Genomic DNA, 23,681 nt, shown 5'->3' with positions numbered 1-23,681 from the left:
TGTCAGTGCGAGCGCGACGGCATCACGCGGGACGTGACGCGGGAGAACAGATCCTGGTACGCGCCCGAGCCGGTGGCCCGGATGATCAGGTCCAGCAGCTTGGCGTCCGGTCCGACGAGCACGCGGGCGTGGCCCTTGCGCACGGCCTCCAGGATGATCTTGGCGGCGCGTTCGGGGGTGGTCTTGGCCAGCTTCGCGTCGAAGGTCTTGGCCAGCTCCTTCGGGTCGATGCCTTCGACCGCGGTGGAGTTGCGGGCGATACCGGTCTTCACGCCGCCGGGGTGCACCGTGGTGACCTTGACGGGGTGGCCGGCGAGCTTCATCTCCTGGCGCAGGGCTTCGGTGAAGCCGCGGACGGCGAACTTGGAGGCGTTGTAGGCGGCCTGGCCGGGGACGGCGAACAGGCCGAAGACGCTGGAGACGTTGACGACGTGCCCGTCGCCCGAGGCGATCAGGTGCGGCAGGAATTCCTTGGTGCCGTTGACGACGCCCCAGAAGTTGACGTCCATGACCCGCTCGATGTCCTTGAACTGGCTGACCTCGATGTCGCCGGTGAAGGCGATGCCGGCGTTGTTGTAGATCTGGTTGACCTTGCCGAAGTGCTCGGCGACGGCGTCGGCGTAGAGGGCGAAGGCCTCGCGCTCGGTGACGTTGAGGCGGTCGCTCTTGACGGGGGCGCCGATGGCCTTGATGCGCTCTTCGGTCTCGGCGAGGCCCTCGGTGTTGACGTCACTGATCGCCAGCTTGGCGCCCGAGCGGGCGAGCTCGATGGCGAGGGCCTGACCGATGCCCGATCCGGCTCCGGTGACGACACAGACTTTCCCGGCGAAGCCCTCCATGAGTCAGCGCCGCGATCGCAAACCTGGCCTTGAGCGACCGGCTTCTGGTTTCCCGCAGCGGTGCGCTCACCGTTCCCGCCGACGTCGAACCGCTCGACGACGTCGATGCTGCCGTCGCCGCCGGTGTGTCCACGACGCGCCGCCGGCGGAGCGCGATGCGGCGGCTGCGCAAGCACCCGCACATCGTGGCGATCGGTGACCGGTTGCGCGGCCGGGGTCTGCTTCTCGACGACGGTTCGACCACCGTGTTGCGCGCCTGCGCGCTGCTGCCGTGCGCGGTATGGGTGGTCGGCCTCCTCCGCTTGATCAACGGCATCGAGTTGCACCACAGGGTCATCCTGCTGACGGTTTTCCTGGTGGCCACCGGTCTGTCGACGCTCGTCCTGGTACGCGCATTTCTCGCCGACGCGGCGCACCGACCGTCCGACTCGGGGAAACTCGCGCTCGAAGGCATGAAGAACCGGTACGAGTCCGGCGTGGGCCTGAACGATCCTGCGACGGAGACCCGGCGGGCCGACGCGCTACGGCAGGCGCAGGTGGTCGGGGTCGCGCTGCTCGGTTTCGCCGCGCTGACAGACGACGATCTGCGCACGTCGCTGATCGGCAGTGCCGGTGTCGGCAGCGGAGGCGGTTGTGGCAGCGGCAGCAGCTGTGGCGGAGGGGGTTGCGGCGGCGGTGGCTGTGGCGGCTGCGGCGGGTGCGGCGGATGACCGCCGGCGCCCTCGGGCCGGCCGTCGGCATCGGCTGGCGGCCCGAGATCGACCTCACCATCGAGCGACTGCCCGGTGTCGAATTCATGGAGGTGATCGCCGAGGGCATCCGGCCGGGCGCCCTCCCGGAGTCGTTGGTTGCCGTGCGCGGCCGCGGAATTCCCGTTGTGCCACACGGAATTTCGCTCTCCTTGGGTGGTGCGGAGCGGCCCGAATCTGCGCGGCTGAAGCACCTCGGCGACTGTGCGGTGGCCCTCGGGGCCCCGTTGGTCAGCGAGCACATCGCTTTCGTGCGCGCCGGCGACCGCGAAGCCGGGCATCTCCTGCCGGTACCGCGCAGCCGGGCCGCACTCGACGTCGTCGTGGCCAATGTCCGGAACGCCCAGGACTCGCTGCCCGTCCCGCTGGCCCTCGAACACGTGGCATCCGTCGTGGCCTGGCCTGACGACGAATTCACCGAGGCGCAGTTCCTGCGGGAGATCATCGAGCGCACGGGCGCGCACCTGCTCCTGGACGTGGCGAATCTGTACACGTCGGCCGTCAACTTCGGCGCCGATCCGCTCGCCGCGCTCGACACGTTGCCGCTGGATCGGATCGCCTACGTCCACGTCGCCGGCGGAGCCTTGCGTGACGGCGTCTGGCACGACACCCACACCGCCGACGTCGCCGAGCCGATCCTGGAATTGCTCGCCGAGCTCGCGCGCAGAACCGAGTTGCCCGCGGTCATGCTGGAACGCGACGGCGCCTACCCGGCGCCCAGCGCGCTGACACGCGAGTTGGCCGCCGTCAGGTCGGCTGCCGGACGCGCCGGTGACGACGCGGTTCGGCCCTGGGCCGCGGGACTGCAGCGGCTGCCCGGTCGAGTGGTCGCTGAGCCGTCCGACATCACCCGTCGAGCCCTGGCCGTCGCCGAGGACTCACTACTGCAGGCGCTGCTGGGCTTGTCCGGCCCGCCGCCAGGATTCGACGAACACCGCGTTGCGGTGGCCGGGGCCGTCTTGGCGCACAAGCGAGCGCACACGCACACGAAAATGGGCTTGCGTGCGAAACTCCGTCGGAAGTTCGCACACAAGCCCACGTTCGATGCTTAGGGCGCGAACGCCTCGTCGATGATGGCCTGCTGCTCGATGGCGTGCACCTTCGACGAACCCGACGACGGCGCGCTCATGGCCCGGCGCGAGATGCGCTTGATGCCGGTCAGCTTCTCCGGCAGCAGCTCGGGCAGGCTCAGGCCGAACGTCGGCCAGGCACCCTGGTTGGCCGGCTCTTCCTGTACCCAGAAGTACTGCTGCACGTTCGGGTACTGGTCCAACGTGGCGTTGAGCCGGCGCTTGGGCAGCGGGTACAGCTGCTCGATGCGGAGGATCGCGATGTCGTCGCGCTTGTCCTTGGCCTTGCGGGCCACCAGCTCGTAGTACAGCTTGCCGCTGGTGAGTAGGACCCGGGTGACCTTCGACCGGTCGCCGACGCCGTCTTCGTAGGTCGGCTCCTCGAGCACCGAGCGGAACTTGATCTCGGTGAAGTCCTTGATGTCGCTGACCGCCGCCTTGTTGCGCAGCATGGACTTCGGGGTGAAGACGATCAGTGGCCGGTGGATGCCGTCGAGGCCGTGTCGGCGCAGCAGGTGGAAGTAGTTGGCCGGGGTCGACGGCATGGCGACCGTCATCGAACCTTCGGCGCACACTTGCAGGAACCGCTCGATGCGGCCCGACGTGTGGTCCGGGCCCTGGCCCTCGTGACCGTGCGGCAGCAGCAGCACGACGTCGGAGAGCTGGCCCCACTTGGCCTCGCCGGAGCTGATGAACTCGTCGATGATCGACTGCGCGCCGTTGACGAAGTCTCCGAACTGGGCTTCCCACAGCACCATGGCGTCGGGATTGCCCACCGAGTAGCCGTACTCGAAGCCGACCGCCGCGAACTCGGACAGCGCCGAGTTGTAGATCAGCAGCTTGCCGCCGGTGGGCGTGCCGTCGGTGTTGGTGGCCAGCAGCTGCAGCGGGGTGAACTCCTCACCGGTGACGCGGTCGATGAGGACTGCGTGCCGTTGCGTGAAGGTACCGCGCTGGGTGTCCTGCCCGGAGAACCGGATCAACCGGCCCTCGGCGACCATCGAGCCCAGGGCCAGCAGCTCGGCGAACGCCCAGTCGACCTTGCCTTCGTAGGCCATCTCGCGGCGCTTCTCGAGCACGGGCTTGACGCGCGGGTGCACGTTGAAGCCCTCGGGTACCGCCAGGTGCGCGTCGCCGATGCGGGCGAGCAGCGACTTGTCGACCGCGGTCAGCAGGCGCTGCGGGATGGTCTGGTCGGACTCCACCGATTCGCTGGGCTCGATCTCGTGCTTCTCGAGCTCACGGACCTCGTTGAAGACCCGCTCCAGCTGGCCCTGGTAGTCGCGCAGGGCGTCCTCGGCCTCTTTGATGGAGATGTCACCACGGCCGATGAGGGCTTCGGTGTAGGTCTTGCGGACGCCGCGCTTGGTGTCGATGACGTCGTACATGTACGGCTGCGTCATCGACGGGTCATCGCCTTCGTTGTGGCCGCGGCGGCGGTAGCACAGCATGTCGATGACGACGTCCTTCTTGAACGCCTCACGGAAGTCGACCGCGATCCGCGCCACCCAGGCGCAGGCCTCGGGGTCGTCGCCGTTGACGTGGAAGATCGGGGCGCCGATCATCTTGGCCACGTCGGTGCAGTACTCGCTGGAGCGCGAATCCGTTGGCGCCGTGGTGAACCCGATCTGGTTGTTCACGATGATGTGGATGGTGCCGCCGGTGCGGTAGCCCTTGAGCAGCGCGAGGTTGAGCGTCTCGGCGACCACGCCCTGACCGGCGAACGCGGCGTCGCCGTGCAGCATCATCGGCATGATCGAGAAGCGGCCGTGCGCGTCGCTGTCGTCATGCTCGTCGCCGACCAGCAGGTCCTGCTTGGCGCGGACCAGACCCTCGAGCACGGGGTCGACGGCTTCGAGGTGGCTGGGGTTGGCCACCAGCGACACGTCGATCTCGTTGTCGCCGAACATCTGCAGGTAGTGGCCGGTGGCACCGAGGTGGTACTTCACGTCGCCGGAGCCGTGCGCCAGCGCCGGGTTCAGGTTGCCCTCGAACTCGCTGAAGATCTTCGCGTACGGCTTGCCGACGATGTTGGCCAGCACGTTGAGGCGACCGCGGTGCGGCATGCCGATGACCACTTCGTCGAGTCCGTGCTCGGCGGCCTGGTCGATGGCGGCGTCCATCATCGGGATGACGGCCTCCGCGCCTTCCAGTGAGAAGCGCTTCTGCCCAACGTATTTGGTGTGCAGGAAGGTCTCGAAGGCCTCGGCGGCGTTGAGCTTGGACAGGATGTACTTCTGTTCGCCGACGGCCAGCTTGTCGTGCTTGACCTCGACGCGCTCCTGCAGCCACTTCTGCTGCTCGGGTTCGAGGATGTGGGTGTACTCGACACCGACGTGGCGGCAGTAGGCGTCACGCAGCACCGACAGCACGTCGCGCAGCTTCATGAACTGCTTGCCGGCGAAGCCGTCGACCTTGAACTCGCGGTCCAGATCCCACAGCGTCAGGCCGTGGGTGTTGACGTCGAGGTCGGGGTGGCTGCGGAAGCGCGTCTTGTCCAGGCGCAGCGGGTCGATGTCGGCCATCAGGTGACCGCGGTTGCGGTAGGCCGCGATCAGCTCGATGATGCGGGCGTTCTTGTGGGCGATCGAGTCCGGGTTGTCGATCCGCCAGCGCACCGGCTCATAGGGGATGCCCAGCTCGCGGAAGATCTCGTCGAAGAAGGCGTCGTCGAGCAGCAGGTGGTGCACGGTGCGCAGGAAGTCGCCGGACTCGGCGCCCTGGATGATGCGGTGGTCGTAGGTCGAGGTCAGCGTGATGAGCTTGCCGACGCCGAGCTCGGCGATGCGCTCTTCACTCGCGCCTTGGAACTCGGCCGGGTACTCCATGGCACCGGCGCCGATGATCGCGCCCTGACCGCGCATCAGGCGCGGCACCGAGTGTACGGTGCCGATGGTGCCGGGGTTGGTCAGCGAGATGGTGACGCCGCTGAAGTCCTCGGCGGTCAGCTTGCCGTCGCGGGCCCGCCGGACGATGTCCTCGTAGGCGGCGATGAACTGGCCGAATTGCATTGTCTCGCAACGCTTGATGGCCGCGACGACGAGTTGGCGCGAGCCGTCCTTGTTCTGCAGGTCGATGGCCAGACCGAGGTTGGTGTGCGCCGGCGTGACGGCCGTCGGCTTGCCGTCGACCTCCGCGAAGTACCGGTTCATGTTCGGGAACTGCTTGACCGCCTGGACGATCGCGTAGCCCAGCAGGTGGGTGAAGCTGATCTTGCCGCCGCGGGTGCGCTTGAGGTGGTTATTGATGACGACGCGGTTGTCGATCATCAGCTTCGCGGGGATGGCGCGCACACTCGTGGCGGTCGGCACGTCCAGTGACGCGTTCATGTTCTTGACGACGGCGGCCGCGGCGCCGCGCAGCGTCTGCGTCTCGGCGTCCTCGGCGGGCGCGGGTCCGGCGGCGGCCTTGGCGGGGGCGGCCTTGGCCGGCGCGGCGGTGGGGGCAGGCGCCGCGGCAGGGGCGGGCGCCGCGGCGGGGGCCGGGGCTGCGGCGGCCACGGAATCCGTTGTGTCCGTTATGGGTTCGGGGTTGTAGTCACGCAGGAAGTCGTGCCAACTCGGGTCCACCGAGGACGGGTCCTCACGGAATTTGCGATACATCTCTTCGACCAGCCACTCGTTCTGACCGAATGGTGAAGGTGATGTGCTCACGGCCGCTATTCGCCTCGTTTCCTTCTGTCCGACGAGCGCTGGACCTCAGCCCGGCGTTCCCGCCATCTGTTGTGTTGGCGGTCGCCCGCCCGCGTGCCGCCTAAGGCTAACCCGTCGGTCGATTCCTTGGACGGCGGAAGCCCACCTATTGGTGGATCAATCTGCCGAGAGTTTGCTATCCCGTGCCTCGGGCAGCACGAGCAGCGTCTGCCGCCACCGCGCGGGGGCAGGCCCGAAGGCCGCGCGGGCGTTCTCGATGATCTTCTTGCTCATCAACCGGTTGCCGACACCGCCGATCACCGCGCCGACGCCGACCGGCAGCAGCTTGCCGAAGGCGATGGCGCCGCGCTTGAGTGTGTACTTCTTCACGAAGAACTTCAGCAGCCGCGAATTCAATTGCGAGACAGCCGGTAGCGGTACCGTCGTGGCGCCGTCGGCCAGCCACGCGCCGCTGGTGCGGCCGGTGCCGAGCAGATCCCCGATGGCGTGTTTACCCTCATCGCCGACGAGAACGGCGAGCACCAGCGCGCGACGACGCTCCCGCTCGGTGACCGGGATGCCGTGCACCTCGGCCACCGCCAGGGCGAACACCGCGGTCGCTTCGAGGAACACCACGGTCTCGCCGGCGACCGCCGACATCGCGACGAGGGTGCCGATGCCGGGGAAGGCCGCGGCCGATCCGACTGCGGCGCCGCTGGCCATGGTCGCGGCCAGGTAGTGCTTCTCGAGTTTGGTGATGATCTCGGCCGGGGTGGCACCGGGGTTGTGCTCGCGCAACCGGTTCACGTAGGCCGCCACGGCGGGTGCCTGCACCCGGGCGCCGCCTTCGAGGATGTGCGAGAGCGCCTTGGCGGCAGCGCCAGGATTCTCGGCGTGGGCGTCATGCTTCACAGGCAACTGCCCCTTCATGCTGGAGCGAGCACTCATCGGCCGGCCTCTCCATCTCCGTGACTCAGGAATTCAGGCTAACGCGTGGTCAACGATCGGCGCGCCATCTGAGTGCCCAGTGCCGGCTGAGCCGGTGATCACATCTGAATGCTGCAGATTTGCCGGGAAGAAAAAACCGGTATGCATTGCTAACCATATTCATGGCAGCATCGCCCCTTGTGGATCTGACAGCGGTAGGCGACGCCACCGGTAGTGGCGCGTCCGTGGAGGCCTCGGACGTACGTCCGGCGCCGAGCCGCACCCGGATGATCGTGGTGCTCGGCCTGCTGGTCGCGCTCGGCCCGCTGACCATCGACATGTACCTGCCGGCGCTGCCGAGGATCGCATCTGAGCTGGGGTTGTCGTCGTCCATCGCCCAGCTGACGCTGACCGGGACGCTCGGCGGCCTGGCGCTCGGCCAGCTGATCGTCGGCCCGCTGTCGGACGCACTGGGCCGGCGGCGGCCCCTGGTCGCCGGGATCCTGCTGCACATGGCGGCCTCGCTGCTGTGCCTGTTCGCTCCCAACATCGAGGTGCTGGGCATTGCCCGCGCACTGCAGGGTGTGGGTGCCGCCGCGGCCTCGGTGGTGGCCATCGCGGTCGTGAGCGACCTGTTCGAAGAGTCGGTCGCGGCCGTCGTGATGTCGCGGTTGATCCTGGTCCTGGGTGTGGCGCCGGTGTTGGCGCCGTCTCTCGGTGCGGCCGTCCTGCTACGCGGTTCCTGGCACTGGGTGTTCGCCGCGCTCGCCGTACTGGGCGGCGCGATCCTGGCGGTGGCGGTGCTGGCCCTGCCCGAGACCCTCGCGGTCGCCGACCGTCGGCCGTTGCGACTGCGGGCCATCCTGCGGACCTACGTCGAGGTGCTCAGCGACATCCGTTTCGTGGTGTTGGTCCTCGTCGGTGCGCTCGGCATGTCGGGCCTGTTCGCGTACATCGCCGGTGCCGCCTTCGTCCTGCAGGGGCGGTACGGCCTCGACCAGCAGACCTTTGCGTTGGTGTTCGCCGCCGGGGCGATCGCGCTCATCGGCGCCACGCAGTTCAACGTCGTGCTGCTGCGCCGGTACGAGCCGCAGAAGATCGCGCTGGTCGCGCTGGTGGCCGCGTCGGTGTTCGGCTTCGCGTTCGTCGCGCTGGCGGCGTTCCATGTGGGCGGCCTGGCCGGTTTCCTGATCCCGGTCTGGGCGATGCTGGCCGCGATGGGTCTCGTGATTCCGAACACACCGGCCGTCGCGCTGGCGCGACACCCTGACGCCGCCGGTACCGCGGCAGCGGCGCTCGGCGCGGCCCAATTCGGGCTCGGCGCGGCGGTGGCCCCACTCGTCGGCGCGCTGGGCAACGGTGAGTTGGCGCTCGCTGGCGTGATGACTACGGGCGTTGTGGTCGCGCTGTTCGCGCTGCTGGCCGTGGGGGACAAGGGCGAGTCGGGACACGAACGTCATCGGCATTAGGTCCGTGCCGACGGCGCCGAACTGCTGACTTGTTCGGATTCGAGACTGTCCGTAGCGTCGAAGTCGAGACCGGCACATCGGCCGGCCACCCGAACTTGATACCCACTGCATGCATACGTTGATTTCCGCCGGGGTTCGCCGGTGAGCACTGCGCAGGTCAGTCGACCGTGGAACGCCCTCTGGGCCATGATGTTCGGTTTCTTCATGATCCTGGTGGACTCCACGATCGTCGCAGTCGCCAACGTCGTCATCATGCAGAAGCTCGGCACCGACTACGACGGTGTCATCTGGGTGACCAGCGCATACCTGCTGGCGTATGCGGTACCGCTGCTCGTCGCGGGCCGGCTCGGTGACCGCTTCGGGCCACGCAATCTGTACCTGGCCGGCCTGGCGGTGTTCACGTTGGCGTCGTTGTGGTGCGGCTTGTCCGGCAGCATCGGGATGCTGATCGCCGCGCGCGTCGTGCAGGGCCTGGGCGCGGCGCTGTTGACGCCGCAGACCCTGTCCACGATCACCCGGATCTTTCCGCCGGAGCGCCGCGGCGCGGCCATGAGTGTGTGGGGTGCCACCGCCGGAGTGGCGACGCTGGTCGGTCCGCTGGCCGGCGGCGTGCTCGTCGACCACCTCGGTTGGCAGTGGATCTTCTTCGTCAACGTGCCGATCGGCATCGTCGGCCTGGCGCTGGCCTGGGTACTGGTGCCGGAACTTCCCACCGAGCGGCACCGGTTCGACGTCCTCGGTGTGGTGCTGTCGGGTGTCGGCATGTTCGGCATCGTGTTCGGTCTGCAGGAGGGGCAGACGCACGACTGGGCCTGGTGGATCTGGCTGGTGATCCTCGGCGGCCTGGGCTTCATGGCCGCCTTCGTCTACTGGCAGTCGGTCAACCCGGAAGAGCCGCTGATCCCCCTGACGGTGTTCCACGACAACGACTTCTGCCTGTCCAATGTGGCCGTGGCCACCATCGGCTTCTGCGTCACCGCCATGATCCTGCCGGTGATGTTCCACGCGCAGGCCGTCCTCGGCTTGAGCGCGACGGAATCGGCACTGCTCACCGCGCCCATGGCGGTGGTGTCCGGGATGCTGGCACCGCTGGTCGGCAAGCTGATCGACCGGTATCCACCGCAACCGATCGTCGGGTCGGGATTTTCGGCGCTGGCGATCGGGCTGACGTGGTTGTCGTTCGGACTGACTCCGGACACCCCGCTGTGGCAGCTGGTGCTGCCGTTCGTCGCCATGGGTGTCGGCATGGCGTTCATCTGGTCGCCGCTGGCGGCGACCGCCACCCGCAACCTGCCGCCGCGGCTGGCCGGCGCCGGCTCCGGCGTCTACAACGCCACACGGCAGGTCGGTTCGGTGCTCGGCAGCGCCGGCATGGCCGCCTACATGACGTCCCGGATCACCGCCGAGATGCCGACGGGCGGCCGGCCTGTCGCCGGCGAGGGCGCGCCGGTGACCCTGCCGCCGTTCCTGCACGAGCCGTTTGCGACCGCGATGTCGCAGTCGCTGCTGTTGCCGGCGTTCGTCGCGTTGTTCGGCGTCGTCGCCGCGCTGTTCCTGCGCGGCCAGGCGACGGCCGCGCCGTTGGTTCGGCCCCGGACCTCGGTTCTGGAGCCGCCCGAGCCCAATTACTTTCCCGATGACGACGAGTACGTCGAGTACACCGTCGACCGCGCCGCGTTCGACGCCGTGGACGACCCCGAGCCGTGGGACTGGCACGACGTGCCGGACGAGCCCGACGAGCCGCGGACCTCACCGATCCCGCTGCACGTCGAGCCGGCGGCCGACGAGCACTGGCACCGCGTCGACGACGGGCGGGACTCGCCGACCTACGATTCTGGTTCCTTCGAGGCGTCGGCGACGTCCCGTCGCGGCCGGCACTATCGCGAAGACGAGGCCGAGGACCCGGGGGTCTACGGCCTGCACTCGATGTAGCGCGGGATCGGTCGCGAGCGTGCCGTCAGATCGCGAAAATCGCTCGGCTGGCGCACTGCATGCACGCTCGCTGCGCAAGCCCGGACATCCGTTCGCGAGCGCAACCACAGGGCGGTTTGCGGCCAGATTTTCCGCCGTGGCGTTGCGTTCGCGGCAGCGCTGCGCGGCTCAGTAGACGCGGCTGCCCTGCGCCGACAGCACGAAACCATGGGTCTTCCGGTCCTGGCCCCAGGCCTCGCCGGGGTTCTGGATTTCGCACGTGAGGGATCCGTCGCCCGCGGTTGCGCACACTTCGTCGTTCTCGTCGACGGACCCCTTGGCGCCGGGGACGACGATCTTCTGGCCAGGGGCGAGCTCCCGATAACTGGCCGGGTCGACGGGCACGTTGCCGTCCTGGGTTTCCTTCTGCTTCACGTCCGCCTGGCCGTAACTCGCCACGCTGCCGGCCGCGACTTCCACCTGCGTCACGCCCGCGGGCACGCCCGGCAGCTTCCCCCAGCACGTGATGCTGGAGTAGTACTGCCACGAGTTCGGTCCGTCGTACAGCTCGCAGTGCACGCCCTCGGCGGCCTTGAATCGGTACGACGACCAGCCGTAGTGCTTGGGGCCGGCGTAGTCGCAGAGGTTCACGGCGGTGTAGCCGTCGAATCCGGTGATGACGGCGGGCGCGCGGTTCGGATCGGCGGTGCCGCAGGCCGGGGCGGCGTGGCTGTCCGGCGCGATCACCGCGGTGAGAGCGAGCACGGGGAGCGTGGCAACAACCAGGGCGTGTCGGCGCATCCTATTGACGCTACCGCCACGTGCGGATTACCGGAGACCGTTGACGCGCGACCCATGAGGTCTCACCGCCCAGCGCGGAGGCGAGCAAGTGCGGGGTGACTGCGATACCGTCAGACCACTGACACAGCCGGGATACTGTTTGGGGGCAACAGATTCGGTGGCGGGGATACTTCGGGTTGATGCCGACTCATTGCAGGCGGATGGACGTGCCCTGGCTGCGCTGGGCGACGTACCCGCCAAGGAGGATTGTCCTGCTCCGGCTGGCGATCCAGTGTCGTCCAGTATGGCGTTCGCGTTTACCGGCCATGATGAAAACCTTTGCGAGGAACTTCAATACGCGAGGATGGTGCGCGAACATGGTGGTGCCGTGGTGACAGCGGCTGGTGTCATGTTCGAGGTGGCCGATGCCCATGCTGCCCTGCAGATCAGTCGGGTCGCCGTGGGCCACCGCCCACGGCCGGTGAGCGCCGCTGCCGCGGCGATGCCGGTACTCCCGCCGCAACCGAAGCAGCCTCCACGGGCGCGGATCCCTGACGTACTTCCGCAATCCATGGGGCCAGAAGAATTCGCCGAGGCACTCCACTCGGGTCGGGGCGCCGGCCGCGTCCGCGATTTTTCGGCGCACTGGCGCAGAGCCAGCGACGACATCGTCTACGTCGGCGACCGCACGTCACACGTGGGCGATCTCGTCGACGAGCACTGGCCGGATAATTCGAGCAATGCCGCGAGCAACATACGCGACCACGGACGATGGATGCATAACGCGGCCTCGTGGGGTGAGCGATTGTCGAAAGCCGCCGAATCAGCTGCTGCCGCTTACGACTACGCCTGCCGCGATACCCCTAGTCCATCAGAGTTTAAGGATGCGCGGCAGAATATCGAGAACCAGCGACGGTTCGGGTCGCCGTCGGATGTACTGGACGCCAATGCCGCGTACAACCGGTTGTTGAGCCGGGCAAAAAAGGCTGGCAACGAGTACTACACCCGGATCGAAGCAGCTCTCACCACTGTCGGGCATCCGATGGTTCCACCGCCGCTGATTGCGAAACGGGCGGTCATTCCGCACGGCTTGGTTAGGGGACCCGGCGAATGGGCGACGAAGTCACGCCGCGACGGCCCGTGGCGCGACTACGAACAGCAAGTCACCGGCTATCCGGCTGGGATGGAATACGATGTCCCTCGTGATGGTGGCCCTCCTGTTGCCTTTGATGGATTCGAACCTGACGTGGGGCCAAACGGTCTGCTCGTAGAGGCGAAAGGCACGGGCTATGAGTGGATGGTCGGAGACGATGGTGAGTTCAAGCCGAACATCAAGGGCGCACAAGACATTTCTGATGAACTACTGCGTCAGTACCAGGTGTCGCTGCAAACGGGCATTCCCATCGAGTGGCGCGTAGCAGAGCCGAAAACCGCAGAAGCGATAGCGAACCTGATCGACGATGCCGGATACGGCAGCCGAATTCACGTCGTAGTGGTGCCGCCAGCGTAAGGGGAAACTTGTGGCCTTGAGGCTCATCGGAGGCTGGGGAAATCGCAGTGACGACCTACAATCCTGCGCTGAGCGTCTGCAGCGCTCGCTCGAATTTATGCCTAACGAATCGGCCGTTTACGGCGCGTGGGGGGTGTGGCAACCCCAGAGCGTCGAATCCCCATACAACGATCTCGTGCCAGTCGATACGGACGACGTAGAAGCGGTCAAGCGCGCGATTTCGGCGAGCACCGAACGAGTCAACGCGGGTCCGCCGACATTGCCAGGGCAACACATCCAGTTCGTTCGAGAAGGTATTGGTGATCTCGAGTCGACAGATCGACACTGTTTCGACTACTCGGTCCGTGCGGGCTTTGTCGACGCTCCGGAACCGTTCAATCACCTGCTGTTTCAGCTCGCGGACGGCACCGATGAAGCAGTGCTCACCCGCTATCTGAGCGCACTGGTCATCGCTTGGGAGCCGGACCACATTGCTATCGCGAGCCGTAAGACGCAACGCGCACAGGGGCACAAGCCTCCCCAAGTCGTCGTCGGTTTAGTGACGTATGTGCGATCCGGCACGCCACTGGATGTCACCGCTTTTGACGACCGGATCTCTACCACCAACGCTGACGGTGGAACCTACATCTACCTTCCTGGTGCCAATGCGGACAACCCGAGCATTGACCATGTTCGCCAGGTCCGTACCGCGCTTGGCTATCCGAACGTCTAGGAGCTTGATCGACGTAAAGCACGGCGTGGGTACCTGTTAGACGGCGGTCAGGACCCCCTCGGTTGGTCAAACAACCGGGATGGTCAAACTTCCCCTGTCCGATTCAGGAGCACCGCGGGGTTGAGGTACCCCGCCGGGTCGAACGCCGCCTTCACCGTGCGCATCGCCGCGATGTCGGCGTCGGTGCGCGACATGGTCAGGTAGTCGCGCTTGCGGGTGCCGACGCCGTGTTCGGAGCTGACGTTGCCGCCGCAGTCGGCGATCAGCGCCATCATCGCGGTGTAGAGCGTGCGTTCGGTTTCGCCGGAGACGTTGCAGCGCACCAGGTTCAGATGCAGGTTGCCCTCGCCGATGTGGCCGAACAGGACGGGGATGGCCTCGGGTGCGTGCTCGGTCACCAGGGCGACGGCCCGGTCGGTGAACTCGCTGATATTCGAAAGCGGCAGTGACACATCGAATTTCAGTGGCGGCCCGTACCAGCCCAGGATTTCACCGATCGACTCGCGCACCTGCCACAGTCGCTGCGATGCGCTGACGTCCATGCCCACGGCGGGTTCACCGACCAGCTCGGCGTCCTCCAGCGCCGCGGCGAGCAGCTCGGTCTGATCGGTGTCGCCGGCCATCTCGATCAGCAGCTGCCAGGCGCCCGCCACTGGGGCGGCGACCCCGAGATGCTCGGCGGTCAGCGCACTGCCACGCGCGTCGACGAGCTCGAGTGCGGCAATGCCGTCCATATCGCGGAATCGACGTCCGGTAGCGATCAATGCGTCCAGATTGTCGAACCCCGCCACCGCCGTAACCCGGTGCGCCGGCGCCGGATACAGCCGGAGATCGAGTCCGGTGATGACCCCGAGCGTGCCTTCGGCACCGACGAACAGCGAGGTCAGGTCATAGCCGGTGTTGTCGCTGCGCACCTGGCTGTGCCGGCGCACCAGCGAGCCGTCGGGCAGCGCCACCTCGAGACCCAGAATCTGTTCGCGCATGTTGCCGTAACGCACAGTGCGCAGGCCGCCCGCATTGGTCGACGCCATACCGCCGATGGTGGCCGAATCGCGGGACGCGAGGTCGACGCCGAACACCAGGCCCGCGGCGGCCGCGGCGTGCTGCACCGCGGCGCAGGTCGCCCCGGCCCCGACCCGGATGCGGCGTTCCGCGGCGTCCACGGCGCCGACCGTCGACAACCGTTCCGTGGACAGCAGGATGTCGTCGCGCTCGGGCACGGTGCCGGCCACCAGTGAGGTGCGTCCGCCCTGCACCGTGACGTAGGCGCCGGCGTCGCGGCACGCGCGCAGGACTGCCGCGACTTCAGCGTCGTCGCCCGGGCGGACCAACGAGTGCGCGCGACCGCGGTAGCGGCCGGTGTGGTCGACGACGCGGCCGGCGAGCACGTCGGGATCGCTGGTGACGTGGCCCGCTCCGACGATGGCGGCCAACTGGGCGAGCAGCGTCATGGTGCGCCGGTCACGGACAGGAACGCACCGAGGTCGATCATCCCGTCCGGGGTCGAGGGCAGGTAGTCGGTCAAGAACGTCGAACGCACCACGTAGGCGGCGTATTTGGCACGGCTGATCGCCACGTTGAGCCGGTTGCGGTTCAGCAGAAAAGCCATGCCGCGGGGGACTTCAGCGATGGACGACGCCGTCATCGAGACGAACACCACGGGCGCCTGCCGCCCCTGGAACTTGTCGACGGTGCCCACCTGGACGTCGCCGTAGCCGGCGGCGTCCATCCGCTCGCGCAGCAGTACCACTTGCGCGTTGTACGGCGCCACGATCAGAACATCTTCGGGCCCAAGGTTTTTGGTGCCGTCCTCGTCGCTCCACTCCCGGCCGACCAGGCCGCCGATGGCAGCGATGATCGCCTCGGCCTCCTCGCGGCTGTCGGTCGCGTTGCCCTCGTGGTCGACGGTCATGAGGTGCACGCCGGGTTGGATGCCGGCCAACCGCCGTGCGCCGCTGACACTTTCGGCGGACAGTAGCCGGTTGTCGTAGGACAGTGCCGACACCGGAGCGCACACCGCCGGGTGCATCCGGTACGACACGTCGAGGAAATAGCCGCGTTCGGCGGGCAGCGTGTGACGCCCTTCGACCAACCAGCTCAGAGCTGATTCGTCCACCGGCTCGGGGTGGGTGCCCTGACTGACCTGCGGCAGCTGCTGCGGGTCGCCGAGCAGCAGCAGATTCCTCGCTGCCGGGGCGACGGCGATGGTGTTGGCCAGGCTGAACTGGCCGGCCTCCTCGATGACGAGCAGATCCAGGCAGCCGCGCGGGACCCGGCCGTCGTTGGCGAAATCCCAAGCGGTGCCGCCGATCACGCAGCCGTTGCTGTCCGCGATGAAGCGCGCGTACTGGTTGTCCGGCACGTCGGTGAACGGCGCGTCCTCGGGGGCGCGCTTCTTGCCGACCGCGCGGCCGTCGACCCCCGCCCTGACCACGCTGCTGAGTACGTTCTCCACGACGGCGTGTGACTGCGCCACCACGCCGATGCGCCAGTGGTCGCGGCTGACGAGGTCGGCAATTACCTTTGATGCGGTATAGGTCTTGCCGGTCCCCGGCGGGCCGTGCACCGCAAGGTACGACGAGTCCAAATCCCGCAGCGCGGCAACGATATCCCGGGCCGTATCGCCGGTGCGGGGGAGTGGCCCCGTGGACGCCGTGCGTGGGGCGGACCGCAGCAGGATGTCGAGCGCCGCATCGGGCGGCAACGACGGCAGGCCGGCGGCGACGTCGGCAGCCGTGGTCTCGATCGAATTCCGCAGCGGTTTGGTGTTCGGCGGCGGACCCGGCGTCAGGGCGAAGGGCAGCTGCGGGAACTGGTCGCCGTCCTTGCCGGTGCGGTGCATGATCAGCACCTCGGTGCCGTCCTCGTTGCACTCCAGTACCTTCGCGGTTCCGGCGGCACGCACGTCGGGATCGTCGGAAAGACCGGGCGGAGAAGGTGGTTCGTAAAGTGCGAACACCTCGGCGCCCGGCGGGACCGAGCCGGCGGCGATCTCACCGCGCAGCAGCACCTGCCGCTGCGGCTTGCGGGCCTTGGGCGGGGTGTTCCAGTCCACGGCGATGTGCGGGGTGGTCGTGGCCACGAAAACGTCTGTGCAGTCGGCCCATTCGTCCACCGGATTGTTGATCCGGTCGAAATGTTCCCACCAGAAGGGCTTTTCCTCGCGCTGGTGGTACCCGCGGGCCGCCGCGATCATGGCGACGGCTTGCTGCTTGTCCGAGCGTGCCGCGGTGCCGTCGCCCGCGAACTTCGCCAGCGCGCGCTGTGTCGCGTCGTCGGCCAGTGCCGCGGTCTCGGGTTGCGTCAAGCCGCCGCGGGGCTGTGCGCGTGGCGCGATGCCGGCGGCCCACGCCACCCCGAGCAGCCACTCGCGCAGCCGCAGCGTCGAGCGGCAGTCGTAATGGTTGTAGTCCTCGATCTCCTTGAGAACCGTTGCGGCTTCCTCGTGTTCGCCGGCCGCCTCGAGCTCGGTGTAGCGCGCGTACTGCGTGATGGAGTCGGTGGCCTTGGTGACCTCGCCGACACGCAACTCGCCGCCCATGTACAGCGGCTCCAGGTACTTGATGCTGTAGCTCTCGGTGCCGACCCGAATGCTCTTGCGCACCAACGGCAGCAGGTCGACCAGCACACCGCTGCGCAGCAGCTCGTCCACCTCGGCCTCGCCGACACCGTAACGCCCGGACAGCCGCAACAGCGTGCTCTTCTCGTAGGCCGCGTAGTGGTAGATGTGCATGTTCGGGTAGCGCTTGCGTTGCTTGCGGACGAGTGCGAGGAAGTCGACGAGCGCCTTGCGCTCACTGGCGCGGTCGTGCGCCCAGATCGGATGGAACTCCCCGGTCGCGGTCAGGGTGCCCCACAGGTACTCCAGGCCCCAGTCCCGGCCGTTCTCGGTCCACAGCGGGTCGCCCTCGTAGTCGAAGAACAAGTCGCCGCGGTCGGGTTCGGGCAGCCCGGTGAGCGGCTGTGCATCGATGACCTCGAACTGCGGCTTGTCGTCGATCGGGGGCGCGACCTGCAGCCGTGCCTGGCCGACGAGATTCGCCACGATGCGCGACGAGAGCCCCGGCACCGCGCCGCTGTACGCGGCCAGTTGGTGCATGGTGGTGATCCCCGCGTCGAGCAGCCGGGCCCGCTGGCTGACCCGCATCCCGGCCACCAGCAGCAGGTCATCGCGCTCGCGGACCTCGACTTCGCAGTCCTCGCATTGGTGGCAGGCCCGCAGCGTCGGGGTCTCCCAGGACACGGGCGCGCCGCCGGCCCGGTGCTCGTCGAGCAGTCGCTGCAGCGCCGCGCGCCGCGGCAGGTACACCGGGAGCAGCTCGGCCACCGGATAACTGGCGATGGTGCCGTCGCCGAGGACCAGGTCCACCTCGGGCGCGACCGGCACGCCGGCCTGTTCCAGGGCGTCGGCGTAGGCCGCCAACTGCAGGAGCGCCTCGACTTTTACCGAGCGGGCCAGCTTCGTGTCCCGCAGGCGGTAGCGGCCGTCCTCCAGGATCAGGAAGTCGGCGAAACCCAGGAAGCGGCCGTCGAACATCGCGGCCTGATAGATCACCGGCGCACGGCGGTCGACGGCGGCCCGGGTGGCCTCGGCGGCGCCGATCAGCCCGGCCACGGTGTACGGCCGCGGCCGGCCGATCATCGTGACGTTGTCCCCGGACGCCTCCCGCAGCTGCTCCAGGTGCCGCTGCTCATGCGCGTCGCCCAGCTCGGCGGTGCGGGCCAGCAGGTCGTCGTCGACGACGGCCTTCGGTCCCCAGCCCAGCAGCCCGTCGAACCGGCGCAGCAGCGCGTATTCGCAGCGCGCCGCCGCCGCGAGATCCGATGCGCTGTAGATGACCGGCGCAGCGTGATCGGTTGGACTGAGGAACACGTCGCCACCATATGGCAGGCCGCCGACAGACCGGATTACCTTGGCGGAGTGAGCCGGATTTTCACCACGAGCGTCGCGTCGGTCTACCCCCACTACGTCAACAAGGTCGAGAAGAAAGGGCGCACCACCGCCGAACTCGACGAGGTCATCTGCTGGCTCACCGGTTTCGATCAGGCCACGCTGGCCGAGCACCTGAAAGCGGAGACGACGTTCGAGGACTTCTTCGCCGCGGCGACGCTGAACCCGAACGCCGCGCTGATCACGGGGCTGGTGTGCGGCGTCCGCGTCGAGAACGTCGAAGACCCGCTGATGCGGAAAATCCGCTACCTGGACAAGTTGGTCGACGAACTGGCCAAGGGCAAGGCCATGGAGAAGGTGCTGCGCACCTAGTGTGTGTTGCCGATCAGCTCGACACCGTTGCCGTTCCAGTGGAACCGCACGATGCTCTTGAGCCCGGTGCCCGGGTTGGTGTAGCTCAGGGCGACGGTGTCGCCGGTGGTCTGGGCCAGGTCGATGCCGTTGAATCCGTACGTGTCGGGCACCCCCGTGGGGATCAGCTGGCCCAGGTGGAACATCACGGCGCGGGTGTTCGGCTGCTCGGCGTTGGTGTTCGCTTTCACAATCACCACCGACAGTGGCGCGCACTGGTTGTAGTTGCCGGCCAGCGGCTCGGGGCTCCAGCCCTGCTTGCTGCGCGGATCGGCCGGCAGCGTGGACACCGCCTTGGCGATGTCGGGCGCCGTGAGGCTGACGGCGCAGGGGTCGGCCGGGGCGGCAGTGGTCTTCGGACCTGCGACGACGGTCGGCGCGGCGGATTTCTTGGCGGCGGCGGGCGCGGTCGGATCGGGAGTCTTGGAGGCGGTGGAGTCACCCGACCCACAGGCGGACAGGCTTGCCGCTGCGAATGCGGCCACCGCGATCGTCATCAGTTTCGGTTCGGTGCAGCGCACCCGGCCACCCTATAAGGCGGAGCAGGGGAGTCCGGTCAGCCATGCTGGCCGTACCTGGCCTGATAACCCTCTAGACTCCTTGCATAATGACGACGTCTTCACCCGAGGCCGACCCGGATTCGGGCGGCCCCACCACCACCGCTGATCCCGCTGCAGAAACCTCCGCCGACACCGGCGCCGAGGTCACGTTCGCCGACCTGAACATCCGGCCGGAGGTGCTGCGGGCACTGACCGACGTCGGATACGAATCACCGTCGCCCATCCAGGCGGCCACCATTCCCGCGATCCTGAACGGCTCCGACGTCGTCGGCCTCGCCCAGACCGGTACCGGCAAGACCGCCGCGTTCGCGGTCCCGGTGCTGTCCAAGATCGACCCGACCAGCCGCAACACGCAGTGTCTGGTGCTGGCGCCGACGCGCGAGCTGGCGCTGCAGGTGGCCGAGGCGTTCGGCAAGTACGGCGCGCACCTCAACATCAACGTGCTGCCGATCTACGGCGGCTCGTCCTACACGCCGCAGCTGGCCGGTCTCAAGCGCGGCGCGCAGGTCGTGGTCGGCACCCCGGGCCGCGTCATCGACCACCTGTCGAAGGGCAGCCTGGACCTCTCGCACCTGGACTACCTGGTGCTCGACGAGGCCGATGAGATGCTGCAGATGGGCTTCGCCGAGGACGTCGAGCGCATCCTGGCCGATACCCCGGAGTACAAGCAGGTCGCGCTGTTCTCGGCGACCATGCCGCCGGCCATCAAGAAGATCACCGCCCGGTACCTGCACGACCCGGTCGAGGTGACGATCAAGGCCAAGGCGCAGACGGCCGAGAACATCACGCAGCGCTATATCCAGGTGGCCGGCCCCCGGAAGATGGACGCCATCACCCGGCTGCTCGAGGTCGAGCCGTTCGAGGCGATGATCGTCTTCGTCCGCACCAAGCAGGCCACCGAGGAAGTTGCCGAAAAGCTCAGGGCCCGTGGCTTTTCCGCCGCCGCGATCAATGGTGACATCCCGCAGGCGGTCCGTGAGCGCACCATCAACGCGCTCAAGGACGGCTCCATCGACATCCTGATCGCCACCGACGTCGCGGCCCGCGGCCTGGACGTCGAGCGCATTTCCCACGTGCTGAACTACGACATCCCGCACGACCCCGAGTCGTACGTGCACCGCATCGGCCGCACCGGCCGCGCGGGGCGCTCGGGCACCGCGCTGCTGTTCGTCACGCCGCGCGAACGGCACCTGCTCAACTCGATCGAGCGCGTCACGCGTAAGAAGCTCATCGAGTCCCAGCTGCCGTCGGTCGACGACGTCAACGCGCAGCGCGTGGCGAAGTTCCGCGACGCCATCACCGACTCGCTCAGTGCGCCGGGCATCGAGCTGTTCCGCCGCCTGATCGAGGACTACGAGCGCGACAACAACGTGCCGCTCGCCGAGATCGCGGCGGCGCTGGCGGTGCAGACCCAGGGCGGCGAAGAATTCCTGATGAAGGAGCCGCCGCCGGAGAAGCGGCGCGAGCGTCCGGACCGTGACGACCGCGGGGACCGTGGCGAGCGCGAGCGCAAGCCCCGGTCGACGCGTGATGACCTGGCCACCTACCGCATCGCGGTGGGCAAGCGGCACAAGGTGATTCCGGGTGCCATCGTCGGCGCCATCGCCAACGAGGGTGGCCTGAACCGCAGCGACTTCGGGCACATCAGCATCCGTGTCGACCACTCGTTGGTCGAGCTGCCCGCCAAGCTGAGCAAGGACACGCTCAAAAAGCTTGAGAACACCCGCATTTCGGGCCAGCTGATTCACCTGGAGCTGGACAAGGGCGGGCGCTCCGGTGGTTACGAGGATCGTGGCGGACGCCCCGACCGGGGTTCGTACTCCGACCGCGGTGGCCGTCAGGACCGTGGCTCGGACCGCGGTTCGTCCTCCGACCGTGGTGGCCGTCAGGACCGCGGACCGTACAAGGGCCGGGGTCGTGACGACGACCGGCGCGGTGGACACGGCGAAGGTCGAGGCGAGGGCAAGCGTAAGTACAAGTGACCCGGGTTGATTCGCTCACCGGGGTCCGTGCTGTCGCCGCACTGCTGGTGGTCTTGACCCACGCGGCATTCACGACCGGCAAGTACACCCAGACGTATGTCGGGCTGATGTACTCGCGCGCCGAGATCGGTGTGCCGATCTTCTTCGTGCTGTCGGGCTTCCTGTTGTTCACCCCGTGGGTGAAGGCGCTGGCTCGGGCCGACGCCGAAAAGCCTTACGACGCACCGTCGGTGCGGCGTTACGCCTGGCACCGGGTGCGGCGCATCATGCCGGCCTATGTGGTGACGGTGCTGGCGGCCTACGCGCTGTATCACTTCCGCACGGCCGGCCCCAATCCCGGGCACACCTGGTTGGGACTGTTGCGGAATCTCACGCTGACCCAGATCTACACCGACAACTACCTGTTCTCGTGGCTGCATCAGGGCCTCACCCAGATGTGGAGCCTGGCGGTGGAAGTTGCTTTCTACGTTGCCCTTCCGGTGTTGGCCTACCTGTTGATGGTGGTGCTGTGCCGGCGGCAGTGGCGGCCGGGCGTGCTGCTGGGTGCTCTGGGCGTGCTGGCCGCGTCGAGCCTGGCGTGGCTGACGCTGGTGCACACCACCGATTTCCTGCCCGACGGTGCCCGGCTCTGGCTACCCACCTACCTGATCTGGTTCGTCGGCGGCATGCTGCTCGCGGTGCTGTCCGTGATGGGTGTGCGGGCCTACGGGTTCCTCTGTATCCCACTGGCATTGGTCTGCTACCTCATCGCCTCCACGCCCATCGCCGGCGCCCCGACGACGTCGCCGGCGACGCTGGCCGAGAGCCTGTGGAAGGCGGTGCTCTACGCGTCGATCGCCACGTTGGTCGTCGCGCCGCTGGGCCTGGGCAACCGCGGCTGGTACGCGCGCCTGCTGGGGAGCAGGCTGATGGTGTTTCTCGGCGAGATCTCCTACGAGATCTTCCTCGTGCATCTGGTCATCATGGAACTCGTCATGGTCGAGGTGATGCATCAGCACATCTGGACGGGATCGACCTTCGCGTTGTTCACGCTGACGATGCTGTTCACCATTCCGGCGTCGTGGCTGTTGCACCGGTTCACGCGGGTGCGCAACTAGGAACAGTCGCAGCAGTCGCAGCAGCCGTCACAACAGCAGCCGTCGCACTCGCAGCAGCCATCGCAGTCGCAGCAACAGCCGCTGCAGTCGCAGGCGAAGCAGCCGTCGAACCACCCGGCTTTGCGCTGGGCCTTCTCCTCGGGGTTCTGCTCGCCAATTTCGATCCCGACGACGTCGTCCAGCGGCAGCTCGCCGGACGACGCCACCGGCGCGCCGGGGTCGGCCGGCACGTCCGTCGCCTCGTACCCGGCGCCGCTGAAGGTCCTGGTCACCGCCCGCTGCAGCTCGCGCGTCAGCAGCCGGTGCACCAACCGTCCGTCGGTGAATTCCACGTCGGCCAAGGCGAGTTCGATGCCGAGCACCGCGTCGTCGCACATGGTCCGGACGTCGCCGATCGGTGTTGCGGTGGCGGCGACCGGATTCCACTTCTCGTGCACCCGGTCGTCGTGCAGATCCTCGACCGCGTCGAGCAGGTGCGCGACGCGCCCGAACAACTGGCCGACCTCGCGTAGCGGCTCCACGTTCGCCGGCCGCCCGGCCAGCACCGCGGTGTGGGCGAACGCCGCGGCCACTGACGTCTCGGTGGGTTCGGTGACCGCGAGCAGTGAACTACCAGGTGCCGCAGCGGCTTCCAGCGACGCCTGCCGCCCGATCGCGTCCATCAGCACACCGGTGTCGAAGCCCATCGCGGTACCGACTTCCGTACCTTGACGCGCCCACCGGTCGGCGATCCGTCGGGCCGCGGGCCGGACACCGGCCGCGGCGAACACGCCGTCACCGTCGTCGACGTGGTCACGCACCCGTGCCGCGGCGAGCACCAGTGAGACCACGGCCGCCAATCGGACCGATTCACCTATCGCGACATCTGCCTTGCGCATGCCCCGCAATGGGCAGCGGCCGGCCTCCCGGCGGCCGGGCGTCGACACGGACTGTGCCTCCACCAAGGCGGACACCACGAGCCCGTCGTAGTTGGTGGCCACGCGGCCGCCCTGCCCGTAGTCATCGCGGAGCGCGAGACACAGGCCGCACAACTGGGCGGTCCACACCGCCGCGAGTTCCTTACCGAGCCGATGCCGGCAGGGCCGGAGGATGCCGAACACGGCTCGAAGATAGCTGTGGCCAGCGCAAATCGCAGGCAATC

General features: G+C 67.8%; 17 protein-coding genes. 9 read left to right on the top strand and 8 right to left on the bottom strand.

Features of this window, described 5'->3' with window-relative positions; translation table 11 throughout:
- Window positions 1-2 precede the first annotated feature (2 nt).
- Window positions 3-839, bottom strand: coding sequence for an SDR family NAD(P)-dependent oxidoreductase (locus G6N46_RS12015; RefSeq protein WP_138249601.1), 837 nt, complete (start codon window positions 837-839; stop codon window positions 3-5).
- A gap of 14 nt (window positions 840-853) precedes the next feature.
- Between G6N46_RS12015 and G6N46_RS12010 the strand changes: the two genes are divergently transcribed.
- Both G6N46_RS12010 and G6N46_RS12005 read left to right on the top strand, forming a co-directional pair.
- Entirely contained in the window at window positions 854-1,549 is a 696-nt protein-coding gene (locus G6N46_RS12010; RefSeq protein ID WP_138249610.1) for a TIGR04222 domain-containing membrane protein, read from the top strand.
- A complete protein-coding gene (locus G6N46_RS12005) occupies window positions 1,546-2,640 on the top strand; it encodes an MbnB/TglH/ChrH family RiPP precursor modification enzyme (RefSeq protein ID WP_138249600.1) in 1,095 nt (364 codons plus the stop codon). Before G6N46_RS12010 ends, G6N46_RS12005 begins: the two co-directional genes overlap by 4 nt.
- Here G6N46_RS12005 and G6N46_RS12000 read toward each other — a convergent pair.
- Together G6N46_RS12000 and G6N46_RS11995 are read right to left on the bottom strand one after the other, a co-directional pair.
- Complete coding sequence (locus G6N46_RS12000; protein WP_163692729.1) at window positions 2,637-6,311, bottom strand: multifunctional oxoglutarate decarboxylase/oxoglutarate dehydrogenase thiamine pyrophosphate-binding subunit/dihydrolipoyllysine-residue succinyltransferase subunit; 3,675 nt, start codon at window positions 6,309-6,311, stop codon at window positions 2,637-2,639. The two genes, G6N46_RS12005 and G6N46_RS12000, sit on opposite strands and share 4 nt — an antisense overlap.
- A 156-nt stretch (window positions 6,312-6,467) precedes the next feature.
- Entirely contained in the window at window positions 6,468-7,238 is a 771-nt protein-coding gene (locus tag G6N46_RS11995; RefSeq protein WP_138249567.1) for a hypothetical protein, read from the bottom strand.
- 161 nt (window positions 7,239-7,399) lie between these two features.
- Here G6N46_RS11995 and G6N46_RS11990 point away from each other — a divergent pair, with 161 nt between their 5' ends.
- Window positions 7,400-8,686, top strand: coding sequence for a Bcr/CflA family efflux MFS transporter (locus G6N46_RS11990; RefSeq protein ID WP_407665094.1), 1,287 nt, complete (start codon window positions 7,400-7,402; stop codon window positions 8,684-8,686).
- A 186-nt stretch (window positions 8,687-8,872) separates the two neighbouring features.
- Window positions 8,873-10,618, top strand: coding sequence for an MFS transporter (locus tag G6N46_RS11985; protein ID WP_138249597.1), 1,746 nt, complete (start codon window positions 8,873-8,875; stop codon window positions 10,616-10,618).
- Window positions 10,619-10,786: 168 nt separating this feature from the next.
- On the opposite strand, the gene G6N46_RS11980 is transcribed toward G6N46_RS11985, so the two are convergent.
- The gene (locus G6N46_RS11980; RefSeq protein WP_138249566.1) at window positions 10,787-11,398 is read right to left on the bottom strand and encodes a hypothetical protein; all 612 of its coding nucleotides are present in this window, start codon (window positions 11,396-11,398) and stop codon (window positions 10,787-10,789) included.
- 283 nt (window positions 11,399-11,681) lie between these two features.
- On the opposite strand from G6N46_RS11980, the gene G6N46_RS11975 reads away from it, so the two are divergent.
- Together G6N46_RS11975 and G6N46_RS11970 are read left to right on the top strand one after the other, a co-directional pair.
- A complete protein-coding gene (locus G6N46_RS11975; protein ID WP_197746723.1) occupies window positions 11,682-12,887 on the top strand; it encodes a Tox-REase-5 domain-containing protein in 1,206 nt (401 codons plus the stop codon).
- Window positions 12,888-12,897: 10 nt separating this feature from the next.
- Window positions 12,898-13,599, top strand: coding sequence for a hypothetical protein (locus tag G6N46_RS11970; RefSeq protein ID WP_226520987.1), 702 nt, complete (start codon window positions 12,898-12,900; stop codon window positions 13,597-13,599).
- A gap of 83 nt (window positions 13,600-13,682) precedes the next feature.
- On the opposite strand, the gene G6N46_RS11965 is transcribed toward G6N46_RS11970, so the two are convergent.
- Complete coding sequence (locus G6N46_RS11965; RefSeq protein ID WP_138249565.1) at window positions 13,683-15,050, bottom strand: FAD-binding oxidoreductase; 1,368 nt, start codon at window positions 15,048-15,050, stop codon at window positions 13,683-13,685.
- Window positions 15,047-18,472, bottom strand: a complete 3,426-nt coding sequence (locus G6N46_RS11960; RefSeq protein ID WP_138249564.1) for a TM0106 family RecB-like putative nuclease — start codon at window positions 18,470-18,472, stop codon at window positions 15,047-15,049. Before G6N46_RS11960 ends, G6N46_RS11965 begins: the two co-directional genes overlap by 4 nt.
- Window positions 18,473-18,520: 48 nt before the next feature.
- On the opposite strand from G6N46_RS11960, the gene G6N46_RS11955 reads away from it, so the two are divergent.
- Entirely contained in the window at window positions 18,521-18,862 is a 342-nt protein-coding gene (locus G6N46_RS11955; protein ID WP_138249563.1) for a DUF2200 domain-containing protein, read from the top strand.
- Here the strand turns inward: G6N46_RS11955 and G6N46_RS11950 are convergent.
- On the bottom strand, window positions 18,859-19,398 hold the full coding sequence (locus tag G6N46_RS11950; protein WP_174814125.1) for an LppP/LprE family lipoprotein: 540 nt from the start codon (window positions 19,396-19,398) through the stop codon (window positions 18,859-18,861). The genes G6N46_RS11955 and G6N46_RS11950 overlap by 4 nt on opposite strands.
- Window positions 19,399-19,508: 110 nt before the next feature.
- On the opposite strand from G6N46_RS11950, the gene G6N46_RS11945 reads away from it, so the two are divergent.
- Window positions 19,509-21,443, top strand: coding sequence for a DEAD/DEAH box helicase (locus G6N46_RS11945; RefSeq protein WP_138249562.1), 1,935 nt, complete (start codon window positions 19,509-19,511; stop codon window positions 21,441-21,443).
- Complete coding sequence (locus tag G6N46_RS11940) at window positions 21,440-22,540, top strand: acyltransferase family protein (RefSeq protein ID WP_138249561.1); 1,101 nt, start codon at window positions 21,440-21,442, stop codon at window positions 22,538-22,540. The genes G6N46_RS11945 and G6N46_RS11940 overlap by 4 nt, the downstream gene beginning before the upstream one ends.
- Here the strand turns inward: G6N46_RS11940 and G6N46_RS11935 are convergent.
- On the bottom strand, window positions 22,537-23,640 hold the full coding sequence (locus G6N46_RS11935) for a DUF5685 family protein (protein WP_138249560.1): 1,104 nt from the start codon (window positions 23,638-23,640) through the stop codon (window positions 22,537-22,539). The two genes, G6N46_RS11940 and G6N46_RS11935, sit on opposite strands and share 4 nt — an antisense overlap.
- Between the last annotated feature and the right edge of the window lie 41 nt (window positions 23,641-23,681).

The sequence above is a fragment of the Mycolicibacterium phocaicum genome, assembly GCF_010731115.1.
Lineage (GTDB): Bacteria > Actinomycetota > Actinomycetes > Mycobacteriales > Mycobacteriaceae > Mycobacterium > Mycobacterium phocaicum.
This window is presented reverse-complemented; position numbering and strand designations above follow the sequence as displayed.